Genomic DNA, 16,433 nt, shown 5'->3' with positions numbered 1-16,433 from the left:
AGCTTCACGTTACACACTCCTTACCGTGCATCCAGCAAAGTTTTTCGCATCTAGCACCCTGTGTAAACCGTTGCATTTATTATACTCTTGTCCATCTGAAATAGCAATAATAAAATTTACCCCGTCCGTTTGTGCCGCCGCCAATTAGCCCGCGGATGAAAGAGATGCCAGCCATAGTACAAGGCTCCAAAGCGGATGCCAATCACCAGCACAAAACAAATCCAGGCCATAGTCACCGTATCCACATAATTCTGCAGTGCACAGGAAATCACCGCACCAATGAGTGCCGCTGTCGCATAAATATCCTTATACAACACCCCCGGCATGCGATGCGCCATCAAATCCCGCAAAACACCGCCGCCTACTGCGGTGATTACCCCCAACAGCACCGGCAGCACATAGGGATTGCCCGCCTCCCGCGCCAGGCCGGTCAGCATTCCCGTAATCGTAAAGGAAGCCAAGCCTACCGTATCAAACATATTATAAAGCCAGAGCATAAAATATTTATGCGGCGGGGAATACGGCCAAAAACTATAGACCAGGGACACCACAACCGCAATGATCATCGACAGCATAAAGTCCGTAATATTGCACAACGCCATCGGCGGGGTAATCCCCACAAGCACATCACGCACCATACCGCCGCCCACGGCCGTAAGCACCGCCAGCACAATCGTGCCAAAAATATCCATCTTGCGCTGAATAGCCACCATCGCTCCCGATATCGCAAACGCAATGGTGCCCATAATATCAAAAATTCCCCAGGTCAGACTATCCATAAAGTTTTTGAGTCCTTTCTAAAAATCATCATTGCTATTGTACTATGAAAATCTAACGAGTCAAGCCATTCTTACTTATTTATAATGATACACGAAAAAGGCAGCACCCTCATCACCTCACGAGCGTGCTGCCTTCACATACGATATTCCATTATCACGAAATCCCTTTCCCACCGCATCCACACGGCGAGTCTTGCCTTATCAATCCCTTAGTCTGATTTGAGCAAAATCAAACAGTTGTGTTAATGCCCGCATCAGCTGCTGTACCATCGGCAAGCGGCGCAGCGTATCCCCGCATAAGCTGCTGTGCCAATACGTTCGTTCCATCCAGCTTGGCTTCGGAAATCACCTGATTGCCTTCCACCTTCAGAATAACCAACGAACCATCCGAAAGCAATTTGGTCAGTGTCACCGGTGCAACTCCGCGTTCCACATCTGCGCCTGTTTCTGTCTGCGCAGCTGTGAGCTTAGCCAGAATCTGACCAAAGGTACCTGCCGCCGAATGCAGATTGTAATCTGTACGGACATGCTCCTGCTGCTGCCAATAATTCAGACTGCTGGCGGCAGCAATGGTATTGATACTCATAAGGGCCTCCTTTCTTCCCTAGTCAGAAAAAAATCCTGCACTTATACTATCGCATAAATGCAGGAAAAATTAATAGTTGTTCACAAATTTTAATCCAAAATTAATTATTCAAACTCAATGGTTGCAGGCGGTTTGCCGGTGCAGTCATACATCACCCGGTTTACGCCCTTGACTTCATTGACGATACGGGTCGTAACCGCCTGCAACACTTCCCACGGAAGCTGAGCGCTTTCCGCGGTCATAAAGTCCGAAGTCATAACCGCCCGCAGAGCAATAGCATAATCATAGGTACGGCCATCGCCCATAACACCTACAGAACGCATATTCGTAAGCGCGGCAAAATACTGCCCCAGATTCTTATCGGCACCAGCCTTGGCCACTTCCTCACGATAGATGGCATCGGCTTCCTGCACGATTTTTACCTTTTCCTCGGTGACTTCACCGATAATGCGGATGCCGAGTCCCGGTCCGGGGAACGGCTGGCGGCTGACGAGATATTCGGGAATGCCCAGCTCACGGCCGGCATTGCGCACTTCGTCCTTAAACAACAGGCGCAAAGGCTCTACGATTTCCTTGAAGTCCACAAAGTCCGGCAGGCCGCCTACATTGTGATGGGATTTAATCACAGCCGATTTGCCCAGACCGCTTTCAATCACATCCGGATAGATGGTACCCTGTACCAAAAAGTCTACGGCACCAATCTTCTTGGCTTCTTCCTCGAACACGCGGATAAATTCCTCGCCGATAATCTTGCGCTTGGCTTCCGGTTCGGTTACGCCCTTCAATTTGGCATAGAAACGGTCTTTGGCATTAACGCGGATAAAGTTCACATCATAGGGGCCGTTCTCACCAAACACAGCTTCCACCTGGTCGCCTTCATCCTTGCGCAAGAGACCGTGGTCAACGAATACACAGGTCAGCTGCTTGCCGATTGCCTTGGACATGAGCACAGCAGCGACAGAAGAATCCACGCCGCCGGACAGGGCGCAGAGTGCCTTGCCCTTACCGATTTTTTCCTTGAGTTCAGCAATGGTCTTTTCCACAAAAGAATCCATCTTCCAATCGCCAACGCAGCCGCAGACATTATAGACAAAGTTCTTGAGCATAATCTGCCCCTGCACCGTATGCATAACTTCCGGATGGAACTGGACAGCATAAAGATTTTCGGCTGCATTTTCCATAGCCGCCACAGGACATACCGGCGTATCCGCTGTCACCGTAAAGGAAGCAGGTGCCTTGGCGATATAGTCCGTATGACTCATCCAGCAGATGGTTTTCGTATCGACACCGGCAAAGAGTTTTGAATCCTGTGCTTTTACCGTAACTTCCGTCTTGCCGTATTCGCTGGTCGGAGCCGTATCTACCTTGCCGCCCAGTTTGTGTGCCATAAGCTGGGAGCCATAGCAAATGCCCAATACAGGAATACCCAGCTTAAAAAGTTCTTCACTGCAGGTAGCAGAATCTTCCTTATAAACACTATTGGGGCCGCCGGTGAGGATAATCCCCTTGGGCGCCATTTCCCGAATCGCATCCAAAGACAGGGTATGCGGATGCACCTCACAGTAAACATGATTTTCCCGTACCCGCCGGGCAATCAGCTGATTGTACTGCCCGCCGAAATCCAACACCAAAATCATTTCATTTGCCGGCTTGCTCAAAATATCGTCCTCCTGTGTACTATATCCATAAAGCTTTTTTAAGATTATAACATAAGGACTACGGAAATAAAAGCCAAAAGCGTCAACAAACGATACGAATACAAGCCGACGGACGTCTTAGCACTACACTGTAATCCTGTACGCAATAAGCCCGGTGGCTGATGATGCTTTCCCGTCGCGTTTGGCAAGCCTGCCTAAGCAGAGGGAAAGCATTATCAGCCACCGGGCGCCTTAGCACCACGCTGTAATTCTGTACGCACTAAGCGCGGCGGCCGGTGATACCTTTCCGCAGCTTTTGACAAGCCTGTCTATGGCGAAGGAAAGATATTACCGGCCGACGTGCGCCTTTACATATCCATGTAATGCATGCACTAAGCCCGAGGGGGCTGGTCGTGTTTTTCCGTCGCGTTTGACAAGCTTGTCTAAGCAAAGGAAAAATATGACCGGCCCCCTCGGGCGTCTTAGCATATAGATGTAATTGTAGGCACTAAGCGCGGCGGCCGGTGATACCTTTCCGCAGCTTTTGACAAGCCTGTCTAAGCAAAGGGAAAGTATTATCAGCCGGCGAGCGCCTTAGCACCTCGATGTCAACCTGACACCCTAACAGCGCCCATACTTCTTACACATAGCCTTCAGTTCTGCCGGTTCCAATTCCAGCAGATAATCAGGCTTCAGGCACCATTTCCAATTGAGTCCCACCGTACCCGGCGTATTCATACGGCCGCGTTCATCAAGCCCCAAGATGTCCTGCATGGGCGCAATGGCCAGCCGTGCCTCGGAGGCCCAGGCGAACCTTAGCAATCCTTTGGCGATATCCTTGGGCCGGTCAATCTTCTTGTGCAACAGTGATGCCACCGCCGCACGGGTGGATTCGTCAATATCGTGTTCATACCAGCCCACAGTCGTATTATTGTCATGCGTACCGGTATAGACGATGCTGTTTTCCGGCGCCACACAGCCGAGCCTCCCCTGCTCGTTGAAATGCAGGGTGAAGTGCAGCACCTTCATGCCGGGGAAACCGCAGGCCTCCCGCAGGGCCTCCACCTCATCGGTGATGATGCCCAAATCTTCAGCCACGATTTCCATATCGCCGATTTCCTGTTTGATGATGTTGAAGAATTTCTTGCCCGGCCCCTTACGCCAATGGCCGTTGATGGCCGTTTCTGCCTTGCCGTCCACTTCCCAATAGGACTCAAAGCCGCGGAAATGGTCAATGCGCACCATATCCACCAGCTTGGACAGATTCTTGAAGCGCTTCTTCCACCAGCTATAATCTTCCTGCTCCATGGCCTTCCAATCGTACTGCGGATTGCCCCAAAGCTGTCCGGTGGCACTGAAATAATCGGGAGGTACACCCGCTACTGTTTTAGCCGTACCATCCACATTCAGGTCAAAGAGTTTTTGGTTGGCCCATACATCAGCGCTGTCATGCGAGATGAAAATGGGCATATCCCCCATAATCTTGATGCCTTTATTCTTGGCGTATTCATGAAGCTTCTGCCATTGTTTATGGAAGATAAACTGCACGAATTTGGCATAACCGATATTCTCTTCCAGACGTTCGGCCAGTTTCTTAAGCGCCTTGGCATCACGGCTGCGGATAGCTTCCGGCCACTCAAACCAGGCCTTGTTTTTGTACTCCTTCTTGGCTGCATCAAAGAGTGCATAATCGTCCAGCCAGTATGCTTCTTCTTCCACAAAGGCCTCGAACTGCCCTTTTAGCTCTATGTCCTTAGATTTTTGGAATGCTGTCCAAGCCCGCTTGAAGCATTTGAGCTTAAAGGCCATGACCCGTTCAAAGTCGATAAAGGACGACTTGCTGGTATAAGGCACCCGCGCTTCAGCCGGAGTCAGCCATTCATTTTTCAGCAGGTCATCTATATCAATTAGCAGCGGATTACCCGCAAAGGCCGACGGCGACTGATACGGCGAGTAACCAAAGCCCACAGGCCCCAGCGGCAAAATCTGCCAAACTTTCTGTCCGGCTGCCGCCAAAAAGTCCACAAATTTATAGGCTTCCTTGCCAAAATCGCCCACACCATACTTAGACGGCAACGATGTCGGATGCAGGAGAATTCCTGCACCACGTTCATATTTCTTAGGCATAGGCTCATATTCCAGCAATCTGCCGGTAAGTGGCGGCACCTTTACGGTAAGTTTTCCCCGAACAGAAACCAGCCGCTCTGGCTTATGCTCCTTGTCCATTACCATATCAACAAAAGTGCCATCAGCAAAATCGCTGATATCTAAAGTAACCGTATGTTTTTCCGTACAGCTGCGGTTAAAGATGGCAATATAAGCGCCGTTATCCGCATCCGCGCCAAAGACATCATGGCCGCTGCGCACCACGCGGGCAAAGGCCAGCACATCTCTCTCTGCCGTAAGCGGCAAAAGTTCGCCAGTCTGCAGAGCATCATGTTCATTGCGGGCCTTGATGATGGTCCGGTAGTATCCCCGCAGTTCTTCATCGCCGCCCGTCCATTTATAAGGACGGCGGTTGGTCGGGTCTTTGAACCCTTCCATGCCGATTTCGTCCCCATAGTAAATACAGGGAACACCGGGATAGGACATCTGGAACAGCGCCGCCATCTTTAAACGTGCCTTGCCCACCTTATACATTTCCGGCGAAAGTTTGGCCCGGCACTGTTCAACAGCAGGCATGCCATCATAGTAAGGCGTCTCACCCAAAATGGTAATCGCCCGCTGTACATCATGGCTGCCAATCAGATTCATCATGGCATAGAAGTTTTCCGGCGGATAATTTTCCCGCAGGCTCTCGAACTGCATCATAGCATTATGGGCCGTGATATAGCCCAGCAGAAAATCGAGCAAAATCTTGCGGAAGGGATAGTTCATCGCCGAATCCATTTCCTGCCCGCAGAGGTATTTCCGCTGCGAACCATAAGCGATTTTATTGGATGCATCTTCCCAGACCTCGCCAATCATCACGGCATCTTTGTCCGTCTTTTTCAGCTCTGCATAGAAGCCCTGTGAAAAAGGCTCTGGCAGTTCATCAATAACGTCCAGACGCCAGCCGGCAATGCCTTCTCTCAGCCAATGATGGAGCACGCTGTCCGGAGCGCGGTAGATGAAGTCCATGTATGATGGCGTGGTTTCCGTCACATTGGGCAGGGTGTCAAAATTCCACCAGCACTCGTACTCATAGGGAAAATTGCGGAAGTTATACCATTCATAATAAGGTGATTTTTCTGACTGAAATGCCCCTACGCCCTCATATTTGCCCTTGCGGTTAAAATAACGGCTGTTGCTGCCCGTATGGCTGAATACACCATCCAGAATAATGCGGATTCCTTTTTTCTTAGCCAGTTCCACCAAATCATGGAACTCCTCATTCGTCCCTAAAATGGGATCTATCTTATGATAATCCCCCGTATCATAATGATGATTGCTTTCCGATTCAAACACCGGATTAAAATAAATGACGCTGATGCCCAATTCTTTCAAGTAGTCCAGCTTGGCCATTATACCGGCAATATTGCCGCCATAAAAATCATAGGCTACGATTTCCTTGGTATCGGGGTCCTTGTAATAAACGGGGTCATCTGTCCAGCTGGCATGATAGACCGCACCTTCTTTTTCGATGAGCTTATCGCCCTGACGATAGAATCTATCCGGGAAAATCTGGTACATGACCGCATGCTTGAACCAGTCCGGCGTCTTGGCCCCCTTATTGTAAACAGTAATCTGATAAGATGGCGGCACATTGGGATACACATCGCCCTGTCCGCCCCAGTGTTCCATCTTGTTGCCATAATAGCAGGTGCCATCACTGCAGGAAATAATAAAATAATACCAAAGCAGACAGCCTTTTTCCGGCATCTCCAAATTCAGTGAAAAATAACGGGTTTCCGCCCCTTGAGGCTCTTTACTGGTCAAGGGCAGAAGTTTCTCTCCCTGCTGGTCCTGCCACAATCTGAGCAATACCTGATTGATTTGCTGTTTCGACTTGATTTTCAATCCCAGCCGCACTGTACTTCCTGCTTCAGCAGCCCCTGACGGACTGCGATAGTACACATTGTGGGAGTTATGCTCTACCTCATTTCGTGTAAGCAATGAAATCCCTCCTTCCACATTCACTTGTGATTAAGGGCGGCAAATAATTGCCGCCCCGCTTCATGTATACCAATCTTATTTGTTTGCCAGCTGCTCGTAGAGCTTCTTGTATTCCTTGGCCGAATTGGTCCAGCTAAAGTCCGCAGCCATGGCATTATGCACAATCTGATTCCACTCGGCATAGTTGCCATAGGAACCAAGTGCCTTCTTCAGTGCGTACATCATTTCGTGCGCATTGTAATCACTGAATACGAAACCATTACCGGTCTGCGTGTATTTATCATACTGCTGTACCGTATCCTTAAGACCACCCGTTTCACGAACCACCGGAATCGTGCCGTAGCGCATAGCTACAATCTGACCAATGCCGCAGGGTTCGTAGTTGGACGGCATCAGGAAGATGTCCGCACCAGCATAGATGCGCTGCGCCAGTTCATTGGAGAAGCGGATGTTAGCGGAAACCTTATGCGGGAAACGCCAAGCCAGCCCCTTGAACCAGTCTTCGTATTCCTTGTCGCCTGTCCCCAGTACGATGAACTGAATATCTTCATGCATGAGGATTTCATCCATCATGCGCACGATGAGGTCAAGACCTTTGGCTGCAACGAGACGGGAAACGAGGGCAACCACCGGCGTGCGGCGGCCTTCCGGCAGGCCCAAAAGTTTCTGCAGCGCCACTTTGTTGTCCATCTTGCGGTCCTGGCTGTCCACATCATAGGTTTCAAACAGGTTCTTATCCGTCATGGGGTTATAGACATCATAGTCGATACCGTTGACGATGCCAAAGAGGTCATCCTTGCGGCTGCGCAGCAGACCGTCTAAATGCTCGCCGAAGTATTCATACTGAATTTCCTTGGCGTAGGTCTTGCTGACCGTGGAAACATAATCGGCATAGATGATACCGCCCTTCATGAAGTTTACGGCATCGAAGAATTCCAAATCGCCATTGTTGAAATACTTCCAATCCAGCCCCAAAACGTCCGGCATGATATCCTTCGGGAACACGCCCTGATATTTGAGGTTGTGGATGGTGTAGAGCGTCTTGATGTTCTGATAGCGTTCATCATCCATATGCTCCAGTTTCAGGAACACGTTGACAAGGCCTGCATGCCAGTCATTGGAATGAATGACATCCGGCCAGAAATCCATTGCGGGCAGGAGGTTCAGCACAGCCCGGCTGAAGAAGGAGAAGCGCTCGGCATCATCATCGTAACCATAGAAACCTTCGCGATTGAAGTATTCCTGATTATCGACGAAATAATAGGTAACATTTTCCAGAACAAGCTTGTCCAGGCCGATGTACTTGCTGCGCCAGGCAACTTCCAGTTCACCGTCATAGATATGTTCCATGCTGTCGATATATTCCTTGCCAATCGCGCCGTATTTCGGCATGATGACACGAATGTCCACATCTTCCTTCAGAAGTGCTTTGGGCAGGGACCCGGCTACATCTGCCAGGCCGCCCGTTTTGACAAAAGGTACTGCTTCCGATGCTACATAAAGAACTTTCATTTCGGATTTCCTCCCTAACCTTTATTGCCTCTATATCAGGCATTAACAGCGGCTTCCTCCACCAGAGTCTTAGCCGCACTCTTACGGGTTGCAGTCTTCGAGGCTGCCCTTGCCCGGGTGGCTTTAGGAACAGCCGCAGGTTTTCTGCTTGTTTTTCCAGTAGTCTTTCTGTTTGTTGTTTTCTTTTTGGGGGCTGCTTTTCTTGCTGACGCTTTTTCCGCTTGAGCAGCTGTCGAGGACGAGGATTTTTCCCCATCATCTTCAAAGCCTTTTGCCTCTACCTGCTCAGATTCCTCAGGAAAGGAAACGCCAGAACCATCCTGCCGCTTGAGCCGCAGATAAATGGTTGCCAGCGGCGGAACCGTCAGCTTGATGGATTGCTCCCGATTATGCCAGGGTTTGTCCTGACTCTGAATCTCTCCGACATTCCTTACGCCGCTGCCACCAAAGTCCTCACCGTCTGAGTTGAAGACCTCGATATAGCTTCCCTTTGCCGGAACGCCGATGCGGTATCCTTCATGAACTTCCGGTGTAAAATTGCTGATGACGATAACGAAGTCATTACTGTCCTCCGCCTTGCGGATAAAGGACACAACACTGTTGTTATTATCATTCGGATCAATCCATTGGAAGCCATTCCAGTCAAAATCCACCTGCCAAAAAGCACGGGTATCCACATAGAATTTGTTCAAGGCTCTGGAATAGGCCTGCATGCGGCGATGCATGTCAAATTCCTTGATGAGTTTCCAATCCAGTTCATCATCAAAATTCCATTCGATAAACTGGGCAAACTCGCCCCCCATAAAGAGCAGTTTTTTACCCGGATGAGCCATCCAATAGCCAAAGAAACTACGGAGTCCGGCAAATTTTTGCCAGTAATCACCGGGCATTTTGCCGATGAGCGAACACTTGCCATGCACCACTTCATCATGAGAAAGCGGCAGCACAAAGTTTTCCGAGAAAGCATACATAAAGGAGAACGTAACCTTATCATGGTTCCATTTGCGATAAACGGGATCAAGGCTCACATACTTCAGCATGTCGTTCATCCAGCCCATGTTCCACTTGTAATTAAAGCCCATGCCTCCCATATAGACAGGCTTGGAGATAAGCGGCCAGGAAGTAGACTCCTCCGCAATCATCAGCGCCTGAGGATGGAATTTAAAAATGGCTTCATTGAGCTTCTTGAGGAAATCCATTGCTTCCAGATTTCCCGTATCGCCGTATTTGTTAGGCATCCATTCGCCTTCCTTACGGCCATAGTCGAGATAGAGCATATTGGCCACCGCATCGATGCGCAGGCCGTCAATATGGAATTCCTCAAACCAGAACATGGCATTGGAGATAAGGAAGCTCTGCACCTCCGTGCGGCCGTAGTCAAAGTTCGTGGTTCCCCACTCCCAGTTTTCCGCCCGCTGCACATTATCAGACTCGTATAGATTCTGACCATCAAAGTGACGCAGCCCCTGCTCATCTTTACAGAAATGGCCCGGCACCCAGTCCATGATGATGCCTATTCCCTGCTGATGGGCAGTATCCACCAGATAACGGAAATCATCCGGCGTACCGTAGCGGCTGGTCACGGCATAATAGCCCGTGGCCTGATAGCCCCAGGAACCGTCAAAGGGATGCTCACATAATGGCATGAATTCGATATGCGTATAATTCATATCCTTCACATAAGCGATAAGCTGGTCGGCAGCTTCGCGATAGGAGAGGTATTCCCCCTCTGCAGTACGCCGCCAGGAACCTAAATGAACTTCATAGGTCAGCATAGGACGCTCGTAGGAAGATTCTCTGTTTTTCTGTACTTTCCAGGCATCATCGCCCCATTTATAATGGTTCATATCGAACGTGCGGGAAGCCGTCTGCGGCTTCTTTTCCGCATAAAACCCATACGGGTCTGCTTTCATGATATGGGGACCGCCCCACTGGGGTTCAATAGCGTACTTATAAAGCTCGCCTTCCCCCAGTTTTTCCACAAAAGCCGTCCATATTTCCCCATCGCCAATTTTATGCATGGGCGTTACCCGGGTATCCCAGCCGTTGAAATCTCCCACCACGCTTACCGATTTGGCATGAGGCGCCCAAACAGCAAAACGGATTCCCTTTTTGCCTTTATGTTTGACAAAATGCGCTCCCAGCATTTCATAGGCGTGATAATTTGTTCCCTGATGAAACAGATAACGGTCGAACTCGCTCAAATCAGACGTTTTCAAAGTAATCCCCCTTGGATTGGTTTACGAAATTCTGACGGGTTTCACATGCCAGATTTCGTTTGCATATTCGTCAATGGTGCGGTCAGACGAGAACTGACCGGAGTTGGCGATATTCATAGCCGAAGATTTCAGCCAGCCAAGCTTATCCTTATAGCGGCGCATGATTTCTTCATGCCCCCAGGCATAGGAACTGAGATCTTTCAAAATGAAGAACTCATCGTTGCCATGGATAAGGTAATCATAGAGGGAACGGAAATCCCCATAGGTGCCATCGATGAGCTGATTCATGACGAAACGCACCATCTCATTGTTGTTGTATTCATCCCAGGCAGAATAAGTACCCGTCATATAATAAGTCAATACATCTTCTGCCCGCAGACCAAAGATAACGCAATGATCATCACCGCCATGGTCGCCGCCGACTGCTTCACGGATTTCTACATTAGCACCGTCCATAGTCCCCAGGGTTATCGCACCATTCATCATGAACTTCATGTTGCCGGTACCGGAAGCTTCCTTCGAAGCCGTAGAAATCTGCTCACTGACATCCGCTGCCGGATAGACGATTTCACCAATCGACACACCAAAGTTCTCAATGAAAACAACCTTCATCTTATCCTTGATGGACTTGTCGTTGTTGACCTTCGCTGCTACGGCATTAATCAGGCGAATGGTTTCCTTCGCGATGTAATACCCCGGTGCAGCCTTCCCGCCGAAGATATAGGTAGTCGGCAGCATATCATAACCACTGCTGGTTTTCAGCATATGATACTGATGCATGATATGGAGAATATTCATCAGCTGACGCTTGTAGGAATGGATTCTCTTTACCTGAATATCAAAGATGCTGTCCGGATTTACCTTAATGAGGTTATGCTCCAGGATATACTGTGCCAGACGCTCTTTACGCAGATGTTTGATTTTGCCCAGTTCAGCCAGGAACGGTTTATCGTTGACGAAATCATTCAACAAATCCAGCTGTTCCGGATAACGGTGCCAACGGCGGCTGCCCAATGTCTCATCAATGAGTCCAGCCAGTTCCGGGTTAGCGCCCATCAGCCAGCGGCGATGCGTGATGCCGTTGGTCTTGTTGTTGAACATCTTCGGATTGTATTCGTAGAAATCATGCAGCGTGGAAGCCTTCAAGATATCGGAATGAATCTTGGCCACACCGTTTACACTGTGACCGCCCACGATGGCGAGTCTGGCCATATGAACCATGCCGTTTTCCAGAATGGACAGTGCCTGTACTTTGGCATCGTTGTTCGGATAGCGGTCGCGCACATCTTCGAGATGACGGCGATTGATTTCCTCGATAATCATGTAGACGCGCGGCAGCAGTTCCTTGAACATATCCACCGGCCAGGTTTCCAGTGCTTCCGGCATGATGGTATGGTTCGTATAAGCAATGGTATTTTTGGTAATTGCCCATGCCTCACTCCATTCCAGACCTTCCTCATCAATCAGGATACGCATGAGTTCCGGAACAGCTACTGCCGGATGCGTATCATTGATATGAATAGCAATCTTCTGGCTGAAATCCTTGATCTTCATACCCGTCTTCTTGTAGTGACGGACAATACTCTGCACGCCGGCAGAGGTCATGAAGTATTCCTGAATCAGGCGCATCTTGCGGCCTTCCCAGGTGCTGTCATCCGGATAGAGGTAACGGGTAATACTCTCGACGAACAGGCGGTATTCGTTCTTCTGACGAATCTGCTCCTGCGTGAGATAGCCATAATCGGAGAAGTCACGATTAACTTCTGCATTCCAAAGGCGCAGATTGTTGACCGTGCTGTTATGATAGCCAACGATAGGCACATCATAAGGAACAGCCATAACCACCATGGGGTTCTCATGCACGAGCTTCAGGCTGCCGTCCGGCATTTCCTTCATGTAGGCATTGCCGTAGAACTTGACATCAACCGCTTTATCCGGTTTGCGGTACTCCCAGGCAAAGCCGTTCTTCAGCCAATTGTCAGGGATTTCTACCTGGTTGCCATCAATGATTTTCTGCTCAAACAAGCCGTACTGATAACGGATGGAGCAGCCATGGCCCGGCAGATGATGTGCTGCCATGGAATCGATAAAGCAGGCAGCAAGTCTGCCCAGACCGCCGTTGCCAAGGCCCGCATCGGGTTCTTCTTCATAAACCTTGTCCAGATTCAGCTTGAAGTCGCCCAGCGCTTCCTTAACCGCTTCCTCAATGCCCAGATTGATCAGATTGGATTTCAAGAGACGGCCCATCAGGAACTCAATGGAGAAATAGTAAATCTGCTTTTCCTCACGTTCCATATAAGCCTTGTTGGTCTTAATCCAATTTTCCGAAATATACATCTTCGCCACAGCGGCTACGGTCTGATAGATTTCGTTTTCCGACAATTCGTCCAGTTCACGTCCCCACATGATATGTGCAGCATTGATGAACCGGGCTTTCAAATTCTCCTTGATTTTTTTAAACTCTGCATCATTAGCATTAGTTTTCTTCTTTGCCAAAAAAAACACTCCCTTTTTTCAGCCTCAACACAACAATAAAGGCCGTCATAACTTGGTTCTATGCCCGTTACAGGCATATTGCCTCATTACAACGGCCTTCCTAAATATCAGATTACGACGTTCTTCGTGATAATCAGCGGGTAATTATTGGCCCCTTTAAGCCATTTTTCCTTCGAGATAACCACGTTTTTGTCGCAGATGACATTTTCCACCAAGGAACCATCCTGTATATCACATTTCTGCATGATAATGGAATTCTTGATTTTTACGCCCTTGCCTACGGTGACACCACGGAATAAAATGCTGTTTTCGACCTCGCCGCGAATAACGCAGCCATTGGCAATCAGCGAATTTTTAACCTTTGCTGTCTCCTTATATTGAACTGGTACTTCATCCTTGCCTTTGGTATAGATGGAATTATTGCCCATGAAGAGCTCCTCCCAAACCTCCGGCTGCAGAAGATCCATGTTCGCTTTATAGTATGCAGTGGTAGAATCCACATGGGCAACATAGCCATCGTGCTCACAAGCATAAATATTATACTCATTTGCCCGGCGGATAATGCCGTCCATCAGAAGGTCCTGACCGCCATGCTCGTAGGTATAACGCACCAGTTCAACAAAAATGCGCTTCTCGATGAGGTAAACGTTCATCGCTACCTTGGAGTCATCGTAAATGGCCGGTTTTTCGGCCATATCCGTTACCAGTCCGTTCTCTGCTGTCTCTAAGACCACATTGCGGCCCGGCTGCTCTTCCTTTGCCGTGTAGTACACCATCGTGATATCCGCCGAGGTGTTCTGATGGAAGCGCAGCATCTGGGAGAAGTCTACGTTATAAACGAAGCTGCCGCTGGTCAGGAGTACATATTTCTGACTGCTATGCTCGAAGAAATCCAGATTATGATAAAAATTCTTCAAATCGCCTTTACGGATGCTCTCTTCTTCACTTGGGGACGGCAGGTAGAACAGGCCGTCATGACGACGGGCCAAATCCCAATCCTTACCGGAACGAAGATGATCCAGCACGGAACGCGGCTTGTCCGGAAGCATAACACCCACGTTCAAAATACCGGAATTGACCATACTCGACAGGGTAAAGTCAATCAGACGATACCGGCCTGCAAATGGCATGGACTCCACAGCGCGTTTATCCGTAAGTTCACGAATTAATTTATTATCTTCTTGAAGATTAATAATCCCCATTACATCTTTCAATTTCTTCCACTCCTTGCTGTATCTAGGCTGTAACGATAGGGAAAGGCTCAGCCGGCCTGTTTGCCGCTGGCTTCTGCTTCAACGGTTTCGCCTTCAGCTACCACCGTGATAGCACCCAGCTGTCCCGTAACCTTGGCACCAGCAGCTACTTCACAATTCTGCGCCAGAATTGCATAATCCACTACTGCGCCATCGCGGATGACCGTAGAGGGCATGATAACGGAATTCGTTACCTTAACCCCTTTGCCAATGCGCACGCCAGGGAAAATAACCGAGTTTTCTACTTCACCCAAAACCATGGAACCTTCACTGATCATGGAATTTTTCACCTTGGCATCGGGGCCAATATAGTGTGGCGGCATGGACTCATTGGAGGAATAAATTTTCTTTTCGCCTTTGAGATCAAATGGCGGCTGATCCTGCAGAAGGTCCATATTGGCCTGCCAAAGGCTTTCAATCGTGCCCACATCTTTCCAATAACCTTCAAAAGCATAGGAATACAGACGGGCCTTATCCTTCAGCATCTTCGGAATGATGTTCTTACCGAAATCATGGCTGCTGGTTTCGTCCTTAGCATCTTCTTCCAAATATTTTTTGAGGAAATTCTTATTGAATACATAGATACCCATGGAAGCCAAATTGCTCTTGGGGTTGGCGGGTTTTTCTTCGAATTCTTCGATACGGCCCGTCTTGTCCGTGTTCATGATACCGAAGCGCGGTGCTTCTTCCCAAGGAACTTCGATAACACCGATGGTTGCCTCAGCTTTGTTCATCTTATGCGCTTCCAACATCCAGGAATAATCCATGGTGTAGATGTGGTCACCAGACAGAATGAGAACATACTCAGGATCGGCTAAGTCAATGAAGTTAAGGTTCTGATAAATTGCATCAGCAGTACCCTGATACCAATCTGCACCTTTTTCACGGGCATACGGCGGCAGAATGAAAATACCGCCATTTTTCTGGTCTAAGTCCCAAGCGCTGCCGGAAGCCAGATAGTTATGCAGTTCCAGCGGGCGATACTGGGTCAGTACACCGACCTTGTCTATGCCGGAATTTGCACAGTTACTAAGCGGAAAGTCGATAATGCGATACTTTCCGCCAAACGGTACAGCTGGTTTTGCAATTTTCTTTGTTAGCGCGCCGAGGCGGCTGCCCTGACCACCAGCCAAAATCATGGCCAAGCATTCTGTCTTTCTCATAAAAAATCCCCCTTGGATATCATAGTAAACAATAATCTCCCCTTATTCGACTACGGTTTACTTTTTATATATATTTTAACAGATTTTCATCTGTTAGTATACAATTTTTCTGCTATTTTCTATGTATTTTCTGCAGAAAATAAAAATATTACATTTGTCATGCTATTATGACATATATCATGGTAGAGACAGAACGCAACGATAAACAGACTGCCTTTCACTAATAACTAATCTCTATTTTATCATTATTCGCTGTCCATCCGTATTTTCCTGCTAGTGCAATAAAAAATATAAATAATTTTTTATATTTATTTTTGGTAAATGTGTGAAAATTTAATCGAATATATGCCCTAAAAAAAAGTCCACACCAAAGTCCCCATAAACATAGCTACACTGAAGCCTGTCAGCGCATTGCTCACAGCACGTCCGTTTTTCCCCAGGCATAGCTTGGCCAGCGGACGCAATTCAAAAGTCAAAAACGACACGCACATATACATGACCGGCGCACTGTCACCAGCGAACCACTCATAAAGCAAAATACCAGCCACAACAGCAATTGCCAGCATTTCCTTGGGCTGGTATAGTGGTGTTTTCTGCGGATGCAGAGCCTCATCATACTCTGCCCGACTCACCGGCATACCATACGCATCGGTCTGCTTTTCCTCATCGACAAACCAGCGGTAATGCATTTCT

The 16,433-nt window shown here is 48.6% G+C and carries 10 protein-coding genes; all 10 read right to left on the bottom strand.

All coding sequences use genetic code 11. The features are described from left to right. Positions 1–116 precede the first annotated feature (116 nt). The 10 genes from G598_RS0115635 to G598_RS0115590 all read right to left on the bottom strand — a co-directional run bounded on the left by G598_RS0115635 (position 117) and on the right by G598_RS0115590 (position 16,429). Positions 117–779 carry a trimeric intracellular cation channel family protein gene (locus G598_RS0115635; RefSeq protein ID WP_026767709.1) on the bottom strand — a complete coding sequence of 221 codons (663 nt, stop codon included), beginning with the start codon at positions 777–779 and terminating at the stop codon, positions 117–119. A 229-nt stretch (positions 780–1,008) separates the two neighbouring features. Then, entirely contained in the window at positions 1,009–1,365 is a 357-nt protein-coding gene (locus G598_RS0115630) for a hypothetical protein (RefSeq protein ID WP_026767708.1), read from the bottom strand. A 104-nt stretch (positions 1,366–1,469) separates the two neighbouring features. After that, positions 1,470–3,002: a glutamine-hydrolyzing GMP synthase gene (gene guaA / locus G598_RS0115625; RefSeq protein WP_080657072.1), complete on the bottom strand. Its 1,533-nt coding sequence runs from the start codon at positions 3,000–3,002 to the stop codon at positions 1,470–1,472. 621 nt (positions 3,003–3,623) lie between these two features. After that, entirely contained in the window at positions 3,624–7,097 is a 3,474-nt protein-coding gene (gene malQ / locus G598_RS0115620; RefSeq protein WP_037364793.1) for a 4-alpha-glucanotransferase, read from the bottom strand. 75 nt (positions 7,098–7,172) lie between these two features. Next, complete coding sequence (gene glgA, locus G598_RS0115615; protein ID WP_026767705.1) at positions 7,173–8,609, bottom strand: glycogen synthase GlgA; 1,437 nt, start codon at positions 8,607–8,609, stop codon at positions 7,173–7,175. A gap of 35 nt (positions 8,610–8,644) precedes the next feature. Beyond that, complete coding sequence (gene glgB, locus G598_RS0115610; RefSeq protein ID WP_026767704.1) at positions 8,645–10,828, bottom strand: 1,4-alpha-glucan branching protein GlgB; 2,184 nt, start codon at positions 10,826–10,828, stop codon at positions 8,645–8,647. Between the two features lie 21 nt (positions 10,829–10,849). Beyond that, positions 10,850–13,324, bottom strand: coding sequence for a glycogen/starch/alpha-glucan phosphorylase (locus G598_RS0115605; protein ID WP_026767703.1), 2,475 nt, complete (start codon positions 13,322–13,324; stop codon positions 10,850–10,852). Between the two features lie 107 nt (positions 13,325–13,431). Continuing rightward, positions 13,432–14,538: a glucose-1-phosphate adenylyltransferase subunit GlgD gene (gene glgD, locus G598_RS0115600; protein WP_026767702.1), complete on the bottom strand. Its 1,107-nt coding sequence runs from the start codon at positions 14,536–14,538 to the stop codon at positions 13,432–13,434. Positions 14,539–14,585: 47 nt separating this feature from the next. Continuing rightward, positions 14,586–15,740 (bottom strand): glucose-1-phosphate adenylyltransferase, encoded by a 1,155-nt coding sequence (locus tag G598_RS0115595; RefSeq protein WP_026767701.1) that lies wholly within the window; start codon positions 15,738–15,740, stop codon positions 14,586–14,588. Between the two features lie 350 nt (positions 15,741–16,090). Further along, positions 16,091–16,429 carry a hypothetical protein gene (locus G598_RS0115590; RefSeq protein WP_026767700.1) on the bottom strand — a complete coding sequence of 113 codons (339 nt, stop codon included), beginning with the start codon at positions 16,427–16,429 and terminating at the stop codon, positions 16,091–16,093. Positions 16,430–16,433: the final 4 nt, after the last annotated feature.

Origin of the sequence: Selenomonas ruminantium subsp. ruminantium ATCC 12561, from assembly GCF_000424065.1 — a bacterium.
Lineage (GTDB): Bacteria > Bacillota > Negativicutes > Selenomonadales > Selenomonadaceae > Selenomonas_A > Selenomonas_A ruminantium.
Note: the sequence above shows the minus strand (reverse complement) of the source record. Positions and strands in the feature narration are given on the sequence as shown.